Below are 17,148 nucleotides of genomic sequence, written 5' to 3'. Positions count from 1 at the left end.
AAGTCGGCCCGCGCCGACGCTGGGTGCGCCTGGCCCGTATAGAATGGCGCTTTAGCCGTCGAGTTCTTGCATGCCCTTCGTTCGCCGCGGTATCGAAAGCGTCGTCTCCACCTGGCTGGCCGGCCTGCTCTTGCTCCTGCCGCTGGTACTGACCCTGGCGCTGATCGGCTGGATCGTCAGTTTCCTCAATGGCCTGATCGGACCCAACACCACCCTGGGCCGGTTGTTCGTGGCGGTCGGTCATCCCTTCGTCGGCAATTCCCTGGCGGCCTATGGCCTCGGCACCCTGCTGCTGCTGGTGCTGCTCTATCCGCTGGGCCTGGCGGTCAAGCTGGGGCTGCGTCGGCCGCTGGGCTGGTTCGCCGACATGACCTTTCGCCGCATTCCGGTGGTGGGCAAGCTCTATGGCCTGGCCGAGCGCTTCGTCGAGTTGCTCGACCGCAAGGAAGGTGGAGCGGACATCCGCGCCATGAGTCCGGTGTGGTGCTTCTTTGGCGGCAAGGGCGTGGCAGTGCTGGCGTTGCTGCCCAATCCGGCGGTGATCGACATCGAGGGTCGCCACTATCACGCCGTGCTGGTGCCCTCGGCGCCGGTGCCGGTGGGTGGCGGGCTGCTCTATGTCCCGGTGGACTGGGTAAAACCGGCGGACATGGGCATCGACATGTTCACCAGCATCTATGTCTCCATGGGCATCACCCTGCCGCCAGTGGTCAAGGATCGCCAGGTGGAATTCATTCCCCTGGAAGAAGCCGTACGCCGCCAGCAGGAAAACGGGACGGCCGAGGAGCCGCCCCGCCCGTCCTAGAATCTGTTCACGGTCCCGCGAGCTAGAGACAAACAAGGCGAAAAGGGCTGAGGAAGCGGAGTTTACAACTGGTAAATGAGCATTCCGACCGGGCTGGCGACCCAGGCCCTTTTCAACGCAGTTTGGCCGACGCGCAGCAGATCGCGAATGGATTCTTAGTTCTGCACCGCCTGGACCGAACCGCCATCCACACGCAGGTTGCTGCCGTTGATGAAGGAGCCACGCTCGGACACCAGCAGGGCGATGGCCGCGGCCACCTCTTCCACCTTGCCGCGGCGCTTCTGCACGATGCCGGGCCGCTCTTCGTCGAGGAAGCTTTCGATGGCTTCCTCGAAGGAGACGCCCTTCTCCTTGGCGCGCTTTTCCATCATGCCGTCGGTCATGCCCGTCTCGATGAAGGCCGGCGACACGGTATTGCACAGCACGCCGTGGGCCGCTTCCTTGTACGACAGGTTCTTGATGAAGGCGGCCAGGGCGGCCTTGGCCACGTTGTAGACGGCCTCTTCCCAGTAGGGCTGGACGGCGTTTTCCGAGGTGATGCAGACGAAGCGACCCCAGCCGCGCTGGCGCATGCGGGGGATGGCGGCGCGGCCAACGCGCACGGCGGAAAAGAAGTCGGTGGCCCAGGCTTCCTCGTAGTCGGCATCGGCCAGTTCCAGGGGATCGCCCTTGGCGCCGGTGACACCGGCGGTGTGCACCACGATGTCGATCTGGCCGAAGCGGGCCTCGCCCTGCTCCACCAGCTGGTCCACCGCCGCCTGGTCGGTCATGTCGGCGGCGATCAGCAGCGTATCGCCTGGCAGGCCCTTGGCCGCCTCTTCCAGCTTGCCCTGCTCCAGATCGGAGAGCACCAGCTTGACGCCCTCCTCGGCCAGCAGCTTCGCCGTGGCCAGACCCATGCCACCGCTGGCACCCGTGATGAGGGCAACGCGCCCCTTGATTCCCAGATCCATACCGACCTCGCTATCAGATTGCTTACCATGCCGTGATCCGGCGTCTCTGATTCCGACTCGCCACGAGAGGCCGTTGCGCTTACCGTTCGGCGGAAAGCGCAACGGCCGCCCTGCCTGCCGGTCCAGATAGGCAAGACCCCTGGGAAAATCACGATGCACGCACCTCGCCTGCCCCTGACCCTCTTTCACGACGGCGCCTGTCCGCTGTGCGCCCGCGAGATCGCCTGGCTGCGCCGCCATGCCGACTCCAGCCAACTGCAGCTGGTGGACCTGGCCGCGCCGGACTACCCCGCGCAGGCGCCGGCCGATGCCCCGCCGCGCCAGGCCATGCTCGACCTGCTGCATGCCCGGGATGCCGATGGCCGCTGGTTCAAGGGCCTGGACGCCACCTACTGGAGCTGGCGCACCGCCGGTCTCGGTCACTGGGCGCGGCCGCTGGGCTGGCGACCGCTGCGGCCGTTGCTGGAAGTGGGCTATCGCCTGTTTCTCAAGCTGCGCCCGGGTCTGACCTGGCTGCCGCATCCGGAGGGCAGTCGGCGTTGCCAGGATGATGTCTGCACGCTGGAGGCGCCGCGCGATCGCTCGCGCAAGGGCTGACGCCATCGCTCGCCCGCACTCGCCACGGGCCTGACAGAGCACCGACCAACCCTGCTGGCATCCGGCCAGGGTTCGCCTGCACGCCTGTCTCGGCTAAACTGTGCGGCTGCTCGCGTTACGGATCCTGACATGTCTGCTGCTCTACCCGCCCGCGCCCTGGGCCTCGACTTCGGCACCTCCAATTCCACCGCTGGCTGGCTCCGGCCTTCCGGCGAGGTCCTGCTGGCCCTCGAAGAAGGCAAGGCCACCCTGCCCTCGGTGATCTTCTTCAACGCCGAGGAGCGCCGCCCGGCCTATGGCCGCCAGGCGCTGCACGAATACCTGGAAGGCTACGAGGGGCGTCTGCTGCGCTCGCTCAAGAGTCTGCTCGGCTCCAACCTGCTCAAGGGCGAGACCAGCATCCTCGGCAGTGCCCTGCCCTTCACCGAGGTGCTCGGCCTCTTCCTCGGCACCCTCAAGCAGCGCGCCGAACAGCAGGCCGATCGCCCCTTCGACGCCGTGGTGCTGGGCCGTCCGGTGCATTTCGTCGATGACGATCCGGTCGCCGACCAGGAGGCCGAGAACACCCTGGCCGCGGTGGCGCGCCAGGTAGGCTTCAGCGACATCTCCTTCCAGTTCGAACCCCTTGCCGCCGCCTTCGACTACGAGCGCAGCATCGAGCGCGAAGAGCTGGTGCTGATCGTCGATATCGGCGGTGGTACCTCGGACTTTTCCCTGGTGCGCCTGGCGCCGGAGCGCCGCAACCTGGCCGACCGCGCCGGCGACATCCTCGCCACCGGCGGCGTGCACGTCGGCGGCACCGACTTCGACCGCCAGCTGAGTCTGGAAGGGGTGATGCCGCTGCTGGGCTACGGCAGCGCCATGAAGAGCGGCGCCACCATGCCCACCAGCCACTACATCAATCTGGCGACCTGGCACACCATCAACGCCGTCTACGCCAAGAAGAGCGTGCTGGGCCTGCGCGACATGAGATACGACGCCCAGGACACCCGCTGCATGGATCGGCTGTTCAAACTGATCGAACAGCGCGCCGGCCACTGGCTGGCGATCCAGGTGGAAGACGCCAAGATCGCCCTGACCGACGACTGGCGCCGCACCCTGCGCCTGGATCGCATCGAGACCGGCCTGGCCGCGGATCTGGAGCGGCCGCTGTTCGATGCCGCCATCGCCCTGCAACTGGAACGCCTGAGCCGCGGCGTGGACGACCTGCTGGCCCGCGCCGACCTCGATCCCGCGCGGGTCGACAGCCTGTTCTTCACCGGCGGCTCCAGCGGCATCCCGGCGCTGCGCCAGGCCCTGGCCAGGCGCTTCCCCGGCGCCCGCCTGGTGGACGGCGACCGCTTCGGCAACATCGGCAACGGCCTGGCCATCGAGGCGTTCAAGCGCTACGGCTAGGATAGCCGCCACGCTCGGCGCCGGTCGCACGCTCGATCAGGCGCCGAAGGCGCCGTCGATGGTGTGCATGGCACCGGTGACGAAGCCGGCCTCGGGGCCGGACAGCCAGGCGACCATGCCGGCCACCTCGTCGGCGCTGCCGTGGCGCTTGATCGCCAGGAAGCTGTGCATCAGTTCCTTCATGGGGCCATCGGCCGGATTCATCTCGGTATCGATGGGGCCGGGTTGCACCACGTTGACGGTGATGCCGCGCGGACCGAAGTCCCGCGCCAGACCACGGGCGAGCCCTTGCAGGGCGGACTTGCTCATGGCATAGGCGGCCAGGCCGGGCAACGGCATGCGATCGCCATTCACCGAGCCGATGACGATGATCCGCCCGCCTGCCGGCATCTGCCGCGCCGCCTCGACCGCCGCGTGATAGGGCGCCTGGACGTTGATGCGCAGCAGGCGATCGACGGCGTCCGGCTCCTGTTCCAGGGCATCGCCGAACAGCGCCACGCCGGAATTCACCACCAGCACATCCAGCGGACCACAGGCGCGCACCCGGGCGATCACCGCGTCGCGGTCGGCGCTGTCGGTCAGCTCGGCGGTGCTCCCGGTCTCCGCGGCGAGGGCCTGGGCGGCGTCAGCGGAACTGGCATAGGTAAAGGTGACCCGGGCACCTTCGGCGGCGAAGCGCCGCACGATGGCGGCGCCTATGCCGCGACTGCCACCCAGTACCAGGATCTTCTTGCCTGCGAAATTGCTCATGGATCTGCCTCCTGATTAATGTAGTGAGTGCTACAATAAGCCTCTCCCGTTTGCTGTCAAAGTATTTTTGTAATGAGCACTACAAATAAATCCGCACCGCGTGGGCGGCCCCGCCGTTTCGATCCGGACGAGGCCATCGTCCAGGCCCAGCGCCTGTTCCATGAAAGGGGCTACGACGGGGTGAGCGTCGCCGACCTGACCGAGGCGCTCGGGATCAGGCCGCCGAGCTTCTATGCGGCCTTCGGCAGCAAGCTCGAGCTCTACCAGCGGGTGCTCGATCGCTACATTGCGACGGGCGCCGTGCTGCTGCAGCACATCCTGGAGGCCGAGCTATCCCTGGCGGAGGTCCTGACCCAGGTGCTGGAAGAGGTGGCGCGCAGCTATGCCGTCGATCCCCGCGCGGCCGGCTGCCTGGTGCTGGAGGGCACCCATTCCGACGATCCCCAGGCCCGCGCGGCGGCCGACCGTTACCACCAGGCGGCCCAGGCGCTCATCCGCACCCGGGTCGCCGCCTGCAAGCCAGAACGGGCGCAGGAGCTGACCGACTTCGTCATCACCACCATGGCCGGGCTCTCCGCCAGTGCCCGCCATGGGCAGAGTCCGGAGCGGTTGCTGGCCAGCGCGCGCCTGGCGGGCCTGGCGCTGACCCAGGCGCTTGCCGAGGACCGCTGAACCCCAGCCTGGCACCCGGGTGGCGCAGCAGGTGCACTCGCCGAATGGGCAGCCGCCAGGAGTACACCCGGCGAATCGGGATGGCGCCACGGGTCCGCTGCGACCTTTCGCCTGACCTGTTCATGCCCTGCCCAGGCTGACCGCGAGGCGCCGCTGGAGTAAGGTGGCGGCCTTCATCGCATCTTCGAGAGAGTCTGTCCCATGTCGCTGGAAATCGTCGACCATCCCGCCCTGGAAGTGACCGGTCTGCTGTTCGAGCCTGGCCAGGGCGAAGACATCGCCGCCCTCTGGCGGCGCTTCGCCGACCGCGCCGGGGAAATCACCGGCCGCGAAGGCGACGCCGAATGGTATGGCCTGAGCTGGCGTCAGGCCGGCGCCATGCACTACCTGGCCGCGGTGGCCACCGCGCCGGGCGCGCCCCTGCCCGCCGGCATGGTGCGCCAGGAACTGCCGGAAGGCCGCTATGCCCGCTACGTGCACCTGGGCACCGCGCCCAGCGTGGCCAAGAGCCTCGGCCGACTGTTCGCCGAGCTGCTGCCGGCGCGCGGCCTGCAACCCCGCCCGGGCGCCTGCTTCGAGCACTACACCGAGGCCTTCACCGGGGTGGATGCCCAGGATTCGCAGATCTACATCTACGTCCCGGTGTTCTAGCAAGGCTGCCTTCGGGCGGAGCGCCGCGCGACGGGCAGGACGTTCGTCAGCTGCGGCTTGCCTCCCGGCATAACCCTTTCCAAGCTGGGGGTATCGTCCGCAACTCCAGGTGCCCGATGTCCCTGCCCGAGCTCCAGTCCTTTATCGCCCGGCACGAGCGGATCTTCCTGCTCACCGGTGCCGGTTGCAGCACCGATTCCGGCATTCCCGACTACCGCGACCGCGACGGCGCCTGGAAGCGCCCGCAACCGGTCACCCTGCAGGCCTTCGTCGGCGACGAACTCTTGCGCCGCCGCTACTGGGCGCGCAGCCTGATCGGCTGGCCGCGCTTCTGCCAGGCGCGGCCCAACGCCACCCATCAGGCCCTGGCGGCCCTGGAGCGGCGTGGCCAGGTGGAGATGCTGCTGACCCAGAACGTCGATCGGCTGCACCAGGCCGCCGGCAGCGAGGCGGTGATCGACCTGCACGGCCGCCTCGACCAGATCCGCTGCCTGGGTTGCGAGCTACGCCTGCCGCGCCAGGAATTCCAGCAGTGGCTGGGCGAACTCAATGGCGACTGGCTAGCGCTGGACGCGGCTACCGCGCCGGATGGCGATGCCGATCTGGAAGGCGTGGACTTCATGAGTTTCCGGGTGCCCGACTGCCCACGCTGCGGGGCTCTGCTCAAGCCGGACGTGGTGTTCTTTGGCGAACACGTGCCCGGCGCGCGGGTGGAGCGCGCCTTCGCCCACCTGGGCCGCGCCGATGCGCTGCTGGTGGTGGGCTCGTCGCTGATGGTCTATTCCGGCTTTCGCTTCGCCCAGGCCGCGGCCCGCGCCGGCTTGCCCATCGCCGCGCTGGGCTATGGGCGGACCCGCGCGGACGACCTGCTGGCGCTCAAGGTGGAAGCCTCCTGCGCCCAGGCACTGGCCTTTCTGCTGGAGTATCCCGGGGCAGCGCCGGCGCTTACGCCGGCACGTGCCGAGGCCGTGGCGCCCTTCCCAGGTGCATCAGCGGACGCTCGATCCAGCGGTAGCTGAGCATCGACAGCAGGCAGGCGAGCACCAGCACCGGCGGCAGCAGGGCCATGAAACCGACGGTACCCAGGGTCTCGACCGACCCCAGGTTGAGCAGGGTGAAGAGGCCGTAGAGCAGCAGGCCGTGGGTGAGATAGAGGCTGTAGCTGATCTCGCCCAGCACCTTGAGGCCGCGACTGCGCAGCAGGCCGAAGAGGTCGTTGCCGGCGGCCATGGCGGCGAAGGGCAACGCCAGCGCCAGCATCTGCCTGAGGTTGTAGTCGGGCTGGGTCATGGCGTAAGCCACCAGCGCCAGCGACAGTGCCGCCACCAGGGGCGTGCGCAGGCGTGCCAGCAGCGCCGGCCGATGGACCTTGACGAACACCGGCAGGAACCCCAGCAGGAACAGCAGGCCGAAGCGCGCGCCCAGCACGTGATAGTGATAACCGGCGGCGACCAGGCTACCCACCAGCAGCGCCGAGACCAGCAGCGGCAGGCCGAAGCCACGGCGATTGAACAGCGCGGCGATGAGCGGCAGCGCCAGGTAGAACAGCGCCTCGTAGCGCAGCGTCCAGTGGGCGCCGGCGGTCATCCAGCCGCTCTCTTCCAGGCCGTTGAGACTGAAGCCGGAAAACAGCTCCCAGCTGAGCAGTTCGAGCATGAAGTGCTGGCCGTCGGCGATGACGAAGTGGGTGCGGATCAGGGTGAAGAGCACCACCACGGCCACCACGCAGAGATACAGCGGCATCACCCGCAGCACCCGTGAACGGAGCAGTTCGCTCCAGTCCGGCGTGCGCCGATAGACCTTTCCGAAGAACAGGTAGCCGGTGATCATGAAGAACAGCGAGACCGGCACCACGCCCATGTTGTAGAGCAGGTCGCTGTCGGGTTCGCGCCACTGGCCCTCGGCCTTGAGGTGATAGGTCAGCACGAAATGCAGGCAGACCACGGCGGTGGCGAGGATGCCGCGCAGGGCATCCAGCGGCGAGGAGCGTGCCAGGGTCTCCTCGGTGAGCAGCGGGCTGCGGCGCAGGGCGAAAGCCAGCAGCACCAGGGTGCCCAGATAGAGGGCGATGGGGAGAGCGACGTCAGTCATATCCGTGACCTTCTTGACAGGAACCGGCAAAGACCCGCCCCCAGACCGCCGGAGCGGTCGCCGGAGCGAGCGAGAGAAAAGCGCGACAGCCGGGCACGCTACCGCGCGGTACGCGACCGAGGGCAGAGGGACCGGATAGAAAGGAGAACAGCGACGAGCGGAAGGATCCGCTGCCTCAGCAAAGCGCGAGAACGCCCATCAGACAAGTCTTGTTACAGGCGTTCCCTTGGGGTCGACGTTTCGTTGCCCTGGCTCAGCGGCCCTGGCACAGGCATTGGTAACGCGCTACCGTTGGTCGGCTGCTCAGGCGCTGGAATACATCAAGGGCAATCGCATTGGCTGTTTGCTGCCTTTTAGGCTTCAATTGCAGCCCAAAAGGCAGCAAACGAATTTCTTATGTCCCTTGCTTCCGTTCTATTTCCCGACTATCGCCGCAAGGTCCTGGCGCTTCTTCTGCTCCATCCGGAGAGCAGCTACCATCAGCGCGAAATCGCGCGCTTGACCGAGACCCAGTCTGGCACCCTGAGCCGTGAGCTCGTCAAGCTGGTCGCGGCAGGTCTGGCCGTGAAGACGCGCGTGGGTAATCAACAGCACTATCGCGCCAATCGGGAGTGCCCCATCTTCGAAGAGCTGGCGAGCATCTTGCGCAAGACCAGTGGCCTGACCGATATTCTAGCCGAGGCGCTGAGCCCCATTGCAGACCAAATATCGGCAGCTTTCGTCTTCGGCTCGATGGCTAGCGGCAAAGCAAGCGCTGGAAGCGATATTGACCTCATGATCCTGGGTACCGTGACCTTCCGCGAAGCAGTGGCAGTGCTCTATCCCTGTCAGGAGACGCTTGGGCGCGAGATCAATCCCAAGGTATACCAGCGAGAGGAATGGCAGAGGCTGTTGGCGGAAGGAGGAGCCTTCATCACGGACCTGCTGGAAAAGCCCAAGGTGTTCGTCATCGGCGACGCTTCGTACCTGTCACAAGGAAAGACAGATGACCCTGGATAATCTGCTCGGCAAGAGTCTTGAGGCGATCACACCGGACCCTGCGAGCATCCAGCGCTTGCTGGAGGCAGCGCAACGCAGCTTGACCGATGCCTGTCTGCCAATACTGAGCAGCGAAAGCCGCTTCGATCTGGCCTACAAGGCAATCATGCAGGGCGCGAACGCAGCGCTTCAGGCCAATGGCTATCGGACCCTCACTAGCCGCCCCGGTCACCATCAGACCATGATCCAGTCACTACCCCGGACCATCGAGCTTGATACAGCGACGATGTTGGTACTGGATACCTTGCGCAAGCAACGCAACGTCATCGACTACTCGGGCGATCTAGTCAGCGATTCGATGGCGCAGGAGGCCTTGCAGCAGGCCGAGATCCTGCTCCAGCACGTCACGCATTGGCTGAAGCAAAATCGACCAGAGCTGCTATCGGATCGCGAGCGCTAGCAGCGCTCGCAATCCGACAACTGGCTTGCTTCAGGGCGCCAGTGTCCGCGCCACCACCGGGTAGTGATCCCATACCTGACCGTCCGCCAGGGAGCGCAGCAGCTTGACGTATTCGGCATGGGACCAGGCCAGCGGCGTCGCCGAATCGGTGCCCTGCCCCTGGGTGTAGCCGTGGCGCCGGTTGTCACCTACGCCGTCCCAGACCTGTTCGGGCAGCATCAGGCCGGCGTTGGCGAACAGTTCCAGGCCGCGAACGTAGGTGTCACGCAGCTTGCCCAGCGCTGCCGCATCCGGCTTGCCCTGCAGGACCAGACGCGCCAGCTCGTAATGGCCGCGTTCGCCGGTGAAGATCGGCCAGACCCGGCCGCGCAGTCCGGAGTTGGGTACCGGCTGCTCGGTGGCGGGGAAATTGATGCCGGAGCTTTCGCTCTCGCCATAGCCATCGTTGCCGTAGCGCCGCCAGCCGGGGAAGGTGCCGTTCACCCCCGGGTACTGAAAGCTGTACTTGACCCGCAGATTCTCCGGCAGGCCTTCGTCGTCCAGCACCGCCAGACTCTTCTGTACCAGGGGATCGCTCGCCGGCCGCACGCCGTAGCGCACCAGTTCGAGGAAGCCGGCGTCCAGCACCTGGTCCTCCGGCAGGCCCGGGCGGCTGTTGTTGTCCACCAGCTTGCCCTTGTCGTTGGGATCGTCGTTCTGGGTGATGCGCAGGTAGTAGTTGCCGGCGCCCAGGCTGCCCTGGGTGGTGGCCATGGTCTTTTCCACCTGGCCGGAATAGCGCCGGGCGGTCTCGCGGTAACGGCTGGCATTGGCTTCGTCGCCAGCATGGCGCGCCAGTTCGCTGGCGGTGGCGAGACCGGCGATCACCGCCGCGGTGGTGGACGGCGAATAGCCCCACTGCTCTTCCCAGCGCTCCTGCTGGGTCTGCGGCGGCCTGACCTGCCAGGTGTTCCAGCCCAGGTTGACCTGGCTGTCGCGGGCGAGGAAATCCGCCGCGGGCCTGAGCATGGCGCGGTACCAGCGATCGATCTCGGCGTCGCCCAGCAGGCCGCCCTGCCAGAGGCGATAGCCGAGCATGATCGGCATGGCGGTCTGGTCCAGTTGCACGCCGACCCACTCGATGGTGCCGTCGACGTGGGTCTTCTGCAGGAACCAGCCGGTGGCGCCCGGCGCGCGGACCTCATCGCCCTGCTTCTGCTGGTGGATGAAGGCGGAGCTGTCGGCCGGCTTGTGCGCGGTATTGGCGTCCACCTGCACCTGCTTGAGGTAGCTGAAGGCGACCTTGGGCGTCTGCCGGTCACCCAGCGCCAGCAGCGCCATGGCGCACTGGTAGAAGTCCCGTGGCCAGACCGCCTTGTAGCCGGTGGTGCCCTTGCCCGCCGGCACCGTTTCGCCCCAGGGGTTGGACAGCGAGGCGATCAGGGCGCCGGCGTGGGTCTTGTCTTCCTGGGCCTTGAGCACCAGGGCGCTGGCGTTGACCAGCTTGCCGCCGTCGCCGGCCTGGGCCTGCAGACGCGGCAGCTGGTCGAGGCTGGCGAGGTAGTCCTGCCAGCCGATGGCGTCGCCCTCGCCGTTGTAGTGGGCCAGCACCTTTTGATAACCGCGGGCCAGGGTGGCATCCGCCGCCGCCTCGGCCTGGCGCGGATTGGCGCCGAAGCCCACCACCACGTCCAGGGTGGTCTCGGCACCCTTGAGCGGCAGCCTGGCCAGCATGGCGACGTTGCCGGCCTGGTCGCCGGTGCTGCTGTAGGTCTGGGTCAGCTTGCCGTTGCGGCGCAGGTCGTCGAGGCCGTCGGAGCTGCCGACGAAGCCCACGGTGGGCGTCTGCAGCGGCTGGCTGGCCTTGACCACCAGGGCGTGCTCGCCTTCGCTGGCGTAGAGCACCCCACCCTTCACCGCGGCGCGGTCGTGGCTACCGCTGTTGGCCAGCGCCGGATCGACATAGAGATAGGGCTGGATGCGCGGGTCCTGGCTGCGAAAGATGACACGCATGACCAGGGTGTCCTGGTCCGGGTCGGTGAAGATGTGCTTTTCGATCTCATAGCGGCCCTGGCGGTCGCGGTTGACGATCTTGTAGGCCAGCGAGGTGGGCCGGCCGGCGGCATCGGTGGCCAGGTATTCGATGCGGCTGTCGGTGTCGTCGCGCTCCAGGTGGGTGAAGTCGGGTCCGCGGATCACCAGCTGCATCTCGCGCAGTTGCGCCTCGTGGATGAGTCCCTGCATGGTCTCGGTGACCACCCCCTGGGCCAGGGAGAACCACACCCGCGAGACGCGGCCGGTGCTGGCCTGGTCGCTGTAGGCGCCGTCGCGATAGGCCTCGTAGCTGGTGCCGATGCCGGTCTTGCCGGAATAGGACCAGAAGGGTGCGGCGCCGGGGGCACCTGGGGCTTCCAGGGCGGACGCCAGGGGCGTCAGGAGAAAACTGGCGGAACAGAGCAGCGGACGGACGAAGCGGACGGGCATGGGCAGGCGGGCCTTGTTCTGGTTGTGCCGAAAGTCGCATGGCAGAGGGCCTGACGGCCCTCCCCGTTCGTAAGCCTAGCCAATATTTCCAGAAGCGCTGCTCAGCCTTCGTCCCGCGCCGGTTGCCTGGCCGGCGGCAGGTACCCGGCCAGGGGCGAATCCGGCGCCAGCAGCGAGGTGCGGATGAAATGCAGGTAGCTGGCGATACGGCGCAGCGGTGAGCGATCGAAGTCGCCCGGATTGGGCTCCAGGTGGCGCTGGGCCTGGTGCGCCAGGGTGATGGCGTGGTCCACAGCGGCCAGGGCGCGGGCCAGGTTGGCGGCGTCGGGCTTGCGGAACAGTCGCACCAGGGCCCGTCCCAGGGCGCGAATGGCCAGGCGCCAGGCACGTTCTTGGCGATACCAAGGCAAGGGTGGCAGCGCGGCCTGCTCCAGGCGCAACTCGATGATGGCGTGGCCCAGCTCCAGACTCAGGAAGGTCCAGCGCAGCAGCCGGCGCTGCACCTCCGGCTGGCCGACGGTAAGCACCTGCACCTGGTTGAGCAGATCGCGCAAGCCGGAATCGAAGCGGCCACTCAGACCGGCCAGGGGTGCCCCGATGGCATGGATCAGCCGCTCGCGTAGGGCATCTTCCAGCCGGCGCCAGACCCAGGGCTGGCTGGGCGGCAGGAGCACGCTGACGGCTACCACCGCCACCGCGCAGGCCAATCCGTAGGCCAGGTAGGTGTTGCAGAAGACATCGGCGTCGTAGCGCGGCAGATTGCCCGGCAGCGCCGCCGAACAGAACCAGACCATCAGCCCGGTGCCATAGCCCGCCAGCCGGGGTCGAGTGATCAGCCAGGCGCCAGTGGCGGACACTGGCATCAGGACCAGCAGCAACAGGGCGAAGCCGTCGATCCAGGGCAACACCTGGAATTGCAGCAGTCCACCGGCCAGGGCCCCGACCAGGGTGCCACCGGCCAGTTGCAGGCAATAGCGGCGCGGATCGGCCGAGGTGGAGGCCAGCGCCGAGATCAGCGCCGCCGCCAGGGTGCAGGCCGCGCCACTCGGCCAGGCGGTTTCGATCCAGAACAGTCCCACGCCCAGCACCACCAGGGCGCTGCGCAGCCCGGCCATCCAGGCCACCGCGCGACTGGCCAGCGGCGTGAAGGTCTCGCGCGTCTTGGGCGCGGTGCTGGTCGGCAGGTCCAGCTCCAGCTGGGTATTCAGCAGCAGGTGCAGGTCCTCGGCGAAGCGATAGAGCAGTTCGGCGGCGGTGTCGTAGTCGAGGCGATCGACTGCGGCACCAGGCGCTGTCTGGCCCAGTTGCTGGCGACCGTCGCGGATCGCCGTCATCAGCATCTCGCGCTCCCCGGCCAGGCGCTCACTGAGGCGGCGCAGGTCACGCTCTTCCGGCAGGTGACCCAGGCCCGGCGCCAGGGCGGCGGCGATCAGCCCAAGGGCGGGCGCCAGCGCCTGGCGCACCGCCGGTGGCCGTCCGGCCAGACGGTCGAGCAGTTGATGAAGGGCATGGAAGCGGGTGTTGAGCAGCATGAGACGATTGCCCAGGGCGGCCAGCCGTCCGCTGCGTCGGCGCAGATAGGGCTCTTCGAAGACGCTGGCGCTGCGCAGGCTTTCGAAGCCCACGGAGTCGGCAGCGAAACGCGCACTGAGCCCGGCGAAGCGTTCGCCGTCGAGCTGGCCCAGCAGACCGTCATGGGCCATGGCCAGGAAATCGCGCAGGCGCTGCGCCAGGGTCCGGCGCAGGACGCCGCGGGTGGTCTGCGGCAGGATCGCCACGCTCACGACGCCGGCGCAGCAGATGCCCAAGGCGATCTCCAGCAGACGCCAGATCGCCTGGAGAAAGGCGCCCTGGGGTTGGGCCACCGCCGGCAGTCCGACCAGGCAGGCGGTATAGCCGGCCAGCAGGAAGGCATAGCTGCGAAAGTCGCGATAGCGCGCCGCGCCACGGGTGCAATAGCCGATCCACAGCACCAGGGCGCCGAGCAGCAGCACTCGCTCCTGGGCGAACAGGGCGATGGCGGCCACGGTAAAGGTCAGGCCGGCCAGGCTGCCGAGGATGCGATAGAAACTCTTGGCCAGCACCTGGCCACTCTGCGGCTGCAGGACGATGAAGACGGTGACCAGCACCGTGCTCGGTTGCGGCAGCTCCAGGCGATAGGCCAGCCACAGCGCCAGGGCCGCGGCCAGTAGCGCCTTGGCGATAAAGGCCCAGGTCTGGCCATCGGTACGCACCCATTCGCGAGCGGCACGGCGCCAGGCGTTGCGGCCCGGCCAGCGGGTACGGGAGAAGGCAGCGGCGGGCCGCGCGAGCGGCGGTGAGGCGAGAGGCATGCTGGGCAACGACGAGAGCGAGCGGAAGGGGGGAGGCGCAGCGCCTCGGCGGCCATTCTAGAAAGCCTCGCCCGCCCGGATTAAGCCGGGTATGGCAGCAAAGAGCCTTAACCAACGGGCGGGTAATGGCCCACAATGGCCCTTTCCACCGCCCTGCCCCGTCCATGGATCATCTCTTCAATCTGCGCGCCTTCGCCTGCGTGGCCAAGACCGGCAGCTTCACCGCCGCCGCGCGCCAGCTGGAACTCACCACCGCCTATGTATCCAGGGCGGTCAGCCAGCTGGAGCAGCACCTGCAGACCCGGCTGCTGCACCGCACCACCCGCCAGTTGCGCCTGACCGAAGCCGGCCAACGCTACCTGGTGCGCTGCCAGCGCATCCTCGTCGACCTCGATGAAGCCGATGCCGAGGCCCGCCACGCCCTGGCCGTGCCGCGCGGCCGGCTGCGCATCCACACCATGACCGGCCTCGGCCAGCACTACCTGATCCAGAGCCTGGCCGGCTACGGCGAGCGCTATCCCGAGGTCGACCTGGATCTGCAACTGACCAACACCTTCACCGACATCCTCAAGGAAGGCTACGACCTGTCGCTGATCCTGGCCGACGGTCTGCCAGACTCGGCCTTCCATTCGGCGCATCTGGGCAGCACCCACAGCGTGCTCTGCGCGGCGCCCGCCTACCTGGAGCGCCAGGGCCGGCCGACCACCCCGGCGGAGCTGGTCGGGCATCGCTGCCTGCGGCTGGTCAATCGCGCCATGGCGCCGGATCGCTGGTTGCTGGAAGGACCGGAGGGTATAGCCGAGGTGGCGGTGGATCGACCGCCCTTCCAGGTCAACACCGCCGATGCCCTGGCCGAAGCCGTGGCCAGCGGCCTGGGCATCGGCGCCCTGCCGCTGTACGCCGCGGTCGCCGGCCTGGCCAGTGGCCGCCTGCAGCGCGTGCTGCCGGGGCACCGGCTCTATGCCCTGGACATCCATGCGCTCTATCCGTCGCGGCGCTTTCTCGACGCCAAGATCCGCACCCTGGTGGACCACCTGCGCGAGACCCTGCCGGCCCTGCTGGAACGCGACCGGCAGCGGGTGGAAGGGAGCTGACGCCTTAAGGCCGTTGCTCGGGCAACATCCGCTCCAGGGTGCCATCGCGGCGGATCGCCACATGCCAGACCACCGCCGCCACGTGCAGGACCACCAGCCCATAGACGGCGAACTGACCAGCCACATGGATGCGATTGGCGAGGATGCCGAGGGCTTCATGCCGGGGAAAACCCGGCAGGGAAAACAGCCCGAACACCGGTACCGGCTGGCCCTGGCCGGCCATCAGGTAGCCGGTCACCGGCATCAGCAGCAGCACGGCATAGAGCAGGCCATGGTTAAGCGCGGCGAGCAGCCGCAGCAGACGACCGTCACGGGGATGGGCCGGCGGCGCCGGATGCCGCCAGCGCCAGGTCAGCCGGATCAGGATCAGCAGGAACACCGAGATCCCGGTGGATTCGTGCAGCAGGTACCAGAGGGTCCGCACCGGTCCGGGCGGAAAGTTTTCCGCCACCCAGACGAAGGGCAACAGCAGGCACAGCAGGGCGACGGTCAGCCAGTGCAGGGCCTGGGCGAAGCCGGTGTAGCGCGCGATGGCCATGGGCAGCTCTTCGTAGCAGAGGTATGCCGATAGTGCCCCAGGCAGAGGGCAAAAATCGCCTTGCCTGAGGATAAGCCGTGACCGTCCGTCAGAGATGGATCAAGGCAGCCAGCGCCAGCACCAGCGCCGGAATCATCACCACGGCGCCCAGCCTGAGGAATTGCCAGAAGCTCACCGACAGCCCTTCACGGCGCAGCGCGGCCAGCCACAGCAGGGTCGCCAGGGAGCCGGTGATGGACAGGTTCGGCCCGAGGTCGATGCCGATCAGCACGGCGCCGGCGATCTTTTCCGAGACATGGGCGGTCTGCACCGCCGCCCCGGCCAGCAGACCTGCCGGCAGGTTGTTGACCAGGTTGCTGCCAAAGGCCACCAGCAGCCCGGCGCCCCAGGCGGCGCGCTCCGGCGTCGCCTGGGCGACGGCCTGCAGCTGATTGGCCAGCGCCTGCAGCACCCCGGTGGTCTCCAGGGCTTCCACCAGCACGAACAGCCCGGCCACCAGCGGCAGGACGCCCCAGGAAATGTGCTTGAGCAACTCCAGGCCGCCGCCACGCTTGCAGGCCACCACCACCAGGAAGGTGGCGAAGCCGGCGAGAAAGGTCGGCAGACCCAGCTCCAGATCCAGCGCCGAGGCGCCGAGCAGGACCAGGATGGTCAGGATCAGACCGCAGCCGGCGATGCGTCCGGTGGTGGGCAGCGCCTCCACCGCGCCCCCCTCGGACAACCGCTCGGCACGCAGGACCTTGGCCTGGGTCGCCCAGAGGGTGAGGAAGGTCGCGGCGATGGCCAGGATCGACGGCACCGTGAACAGCGCCAGCCAGCGGCTCAGCTCCGGCATGTGCTCGGCGAAGACCACCAGGTTGGCCGGGTTGGAGATCGGCAGCACGAAGCTCGCCGCGTTGGCGATGAAGGCGCAGGAGAACAGATAGGGCAGCGGATTCTTCACCTTCGCCGCGCGAGTGGCGTAGTAGACCGCCGGGGTCAGCACCACGGCGCAGGCGTCGTTGGAAAGGAACACCGTGACCAGGATGCCGACGCCATAGACCAGCGCGAACAGCCGCAGCGCCGATCCCTTGGCCGCACGCACCGCGTGGCCGGCGACCCAGTCGAACAGCCCTTCCTTACGAGCGATCTCGGCCAGCAGCATCATGCCGATGAGGAACAGATAGACGTCGGTGCCCTTGGCGACGCCGTGCCAGACGCCGTCCAGCGGCAACAGGCCGAACAGCGCCAGCAGCGCGGCACCGGCGACGGCGAACAGCGCCTCCGGCAGACCGAAGGGCCGCGAGACCACCCCGAGGGTGGCCAGGGCGGCGATGACCCACGTCAGGACGTGGGGAGTGGTGATGATGGACCCCATGAAAGCGCTGT

General features: G+C 67.8%; 16 protein-coding genes. 9 read left to right on the top strand and 7 right to left on the bottom strand.

Going from position 1 to position 17,148, the window contains the following annotated elements; translation table 11 throughout:
* The first annotated feature begins 70 nt into the window (after positions 1-70).
* Positions 71-805: a DUF502 domain-containing protein gene (locus PVZ72_RS16485; protein ID WP_273862488.1), complete on the top strand. Its 735-nt coding sequence runs from the start codon at positions 71-73 to the stop codon at positions 803-805.
* Between the two features lie 155 nt (positions 806-960).
* Here the strand turns inward: PVZ72_RS16485 and PVZ72_RS16480 are convergent, their stop codons facing one another.
* Positions 961-1,758: an SDR family NAD(P)-dependent oxidoreductase gene (locus tag PVZ72_RS16480; RefSeq protein WP_187981120.1), complete on the bottom strand. Its 798-nt coding sequence runs from the start codon at positions 1,756-1,758 to the stop codon at positions 961-963.
* A gap of 153 nt (positions 1,759-1,911) precedes the next feature.
* Here PVZ72_RS16480 and PVZ72_RS16475 point away from each other — a divergent pair, with 153 nt between their 5' ends.
* On the top strand, positions 1,912-2,355 hold the full coding sequence (locus PVZ72_RS16475) for a thiol-disulfide oxidoreductase DCC family protein (RefSeq protein WP_273862487.1): 444 nt from the start codon (positions 1,912-1,914) through the stop codon (positions 2,353-2,355).
* A gap of 129 nt (positions 2,356-2,484) precedes the next feature.
* Positions 2,485-3,750, top strand: a complete 1,266-nt coding sequence (locus PVZ72_RS16470; protein WP_133862196.1) for an Hsp70 family protein — start codon at positions 2,485-2,487, stop codon at positions 3,748-3,750.
* Between the two features lie 36 nt (positions 3,751-3,786).
* On the opposite strand, the gene bdcA is transcribed toward PVZ72_RS16470, so the two are convergent.
* Complete coding sequence (gene bdcA, locus PVZ72_RS16465) at positions 3,787-4,500, bottom strand: SDR family oxidoreductase (RefSeq protein ID WP_208694042.1); 714 nt, start codon at positions 4,498-4,500, stop codon at positions 3,787-3,789.
* A 72-nt stretch (positions 4,501-4,572) separates the two neighbouring features.
* Between bdcA and PVZ72_RS16460 the strand changes: the two genes are divergently transcribed.
* The 3 genes from PVZ72_RS16460 (at position 4,573) to PVZ72_RS16450 (ending at position 6,842) form a co-directional block, all read left to right on the top strand.
* The gene (locus tag PVZ72_RS16460) at positions 4,573-5,172 is read left to right on the top strand and encodes a TetR/AcrR family transcriptional regulator (RefSeq protein WP_273862486.1); all 600 of its coding nucleotides are present in this window, start codon (positions 4,573-4,575) and stop codon (positions 5,170-5,172) included.
* Positions 5,173-5,373: 201 nt separating this feature from the next.
* Complete coding sequence (locus PVZ72_RS16455; RefSeq protein WP_133862204.1) at positions 5,374-5,823, top strand: GyrI-like domain-containing protein; 450 nt, start codon at positions 5,374-5,376, stop codon at positions 5,821-5,823.
* Positions 5,824-5,939: 116 nt separating this feature from the next.
* On the top strand, positions 5,940-6,842 hold the full coding sequence (locus tag PVZ72_RS16450; RefSeq protein ID WP_187981112.1) for an NAD-dependent protein deacetylase: 903 nt from the start codon (positions 5,940-5,942) through the stop codon (positions 6,840-6,842).
* Here the strand turns inward: PVZ72_RS16450 and PVZ72_RS16445 are convergent.
* Entirely contained in the window at positions 6,769-7,914 is a 1,146-nt protein-coding gene (locus PVZ72_RS16445) for an acyltransferase family protein (protein WP_273862485.1), read from the bottom strand. The two genes, PVZ72_RS16450 and PVZ72_RS16445, sit on opposite strands and share 74 nt — an antisense overlap.
* A 396-nt stretch (positions 7,915-8,310) precedes the next feature.
* Here PVZ72_RS16445 and PVZ72_RS16440 point away from each other — a divergent pair, with 396 nt between their 5' ends.
* Together PVZ72_RS16440 and PVZ72_RS16435 are read left to right on the top strand one after the other, a co-directional pair.
* Complete coding sequence (locus PVZ72_RS16440) at positions 8,311-8,913, top strand: nucleotidyltransferase domain-containing protein (RefSeq protein WP_187981110.1); 603 nt, start codon at positions 8,311-8,313, stop codon at positions 8,911-8,913.
* On the top strand, positions 8,900-9,352 hold the full coding sequence (locus PVZ72_RS16435; protein WP_187981109.1) for a DNA-binding protein: 453 nt from the start codon (positions 8,900-8,902) through the stop codon (positions 9,350-9,352). The genes PVZ72_RS16440 and PVZ72_RS16435 overlap by 14 nt, the downstream gene beginning before the upstream one ends.
* Before the next feature lie 30 nt (positions 9,353-9,382).
* Here the strand turns inward: PVZ72_RS16435 and PVZ72_RS16430 are convergent, their stop codons facing one another.
* Together PVZ72_RS16430 and PVZ72_RS16425 are read right to left on the bottom strand one after the other, a co-directional pair.
* A complete protein-coding gene (locus tag PVZ72_RS16430) occupies positions 9,383-11,815 on the bottom strand; it encodes a glucan 1,4-alpha-glucosidase (RefSeq protein ID WP_273862484.1) in 2,433 nt (810 codons plus the stop codon).
* A gap of 101 nt (positions 11,816-11,916) precedes the next feature.
* Positions 11,917-14,148 carry an FUSC family protein gene (locus PVZ72_RS16425; protein WP_187981107.1) on the bottom strand — a complete coding sequence of 744 codons (2,232 nt, stop codon included), beginning with the start codon at positions 14,146-14,148 and terminating at the stop codon, positions 11,917-11,919.
* 164 nt (positions 14,149-14,312) lie between these two features.
* On the opposite strand from PVZ72_RS16425, the gene PVZ72_RS16420 reads away from it, so the two are divergent.
* Positions 14,313-15,242 carry a LysR family transcriptional regulator gene (locus tag PVZ72_RS16420; protein WP_273862483.1) on the top strand — a complete coding sequence of 310 codons (930 nt, stop codon included), beginning with the start codon at positions 14,313-14,315 and terminating at the stop codon, positions 15,240-15,242.
* A 4-nt stretch (positions 15,243-15,246) separates the two neighbouring features.
* Here PVZ72_RS16420 and PVZ72_RS16415 read toward each other — a convergent pair whose 3' ends face one another.
* On the bottom strand, positions 15,247-15,780 hold the full coding sequence (locus tag PVZ72_RS16415; protein WP_187981105.1) for a cytochrome b: 534 nt from the start codon (positions 15,778-15,780) through the stop codon (positions 15,247-15,249).
* Between the two features lie 88 nt (positions 15,781-15,868).
* Complete coding sequence (locus tag PVZ72_RS16410; RefSeq protein ID WP_273862482.1) at positions 15,869-17,137, bottom strand: arsenic transporter; 1,269 nt, start codon at positions 17,135-17,137, stop codon at positions 15,869-15,871.
* Positions 17,138-17,148: the final 11 nt, after the last annotated feature.

Origin of the sequence: Pseudomonas sp. LA5, from assembly GCF_028640825.1 — a bacterium.
Classification (GTDB): domain Bacteria; phylum Pseudomonadota; class Gammaproteobacteria; order Pseudomonadales; family Pseudomonadaceae; genus Chryseomonas; species Chryseomonas aestiva.
Note: the sequence above shows the minus strand (reverse complement) of the source record. Positions and strands in the feature narration are given on the sequence as shown.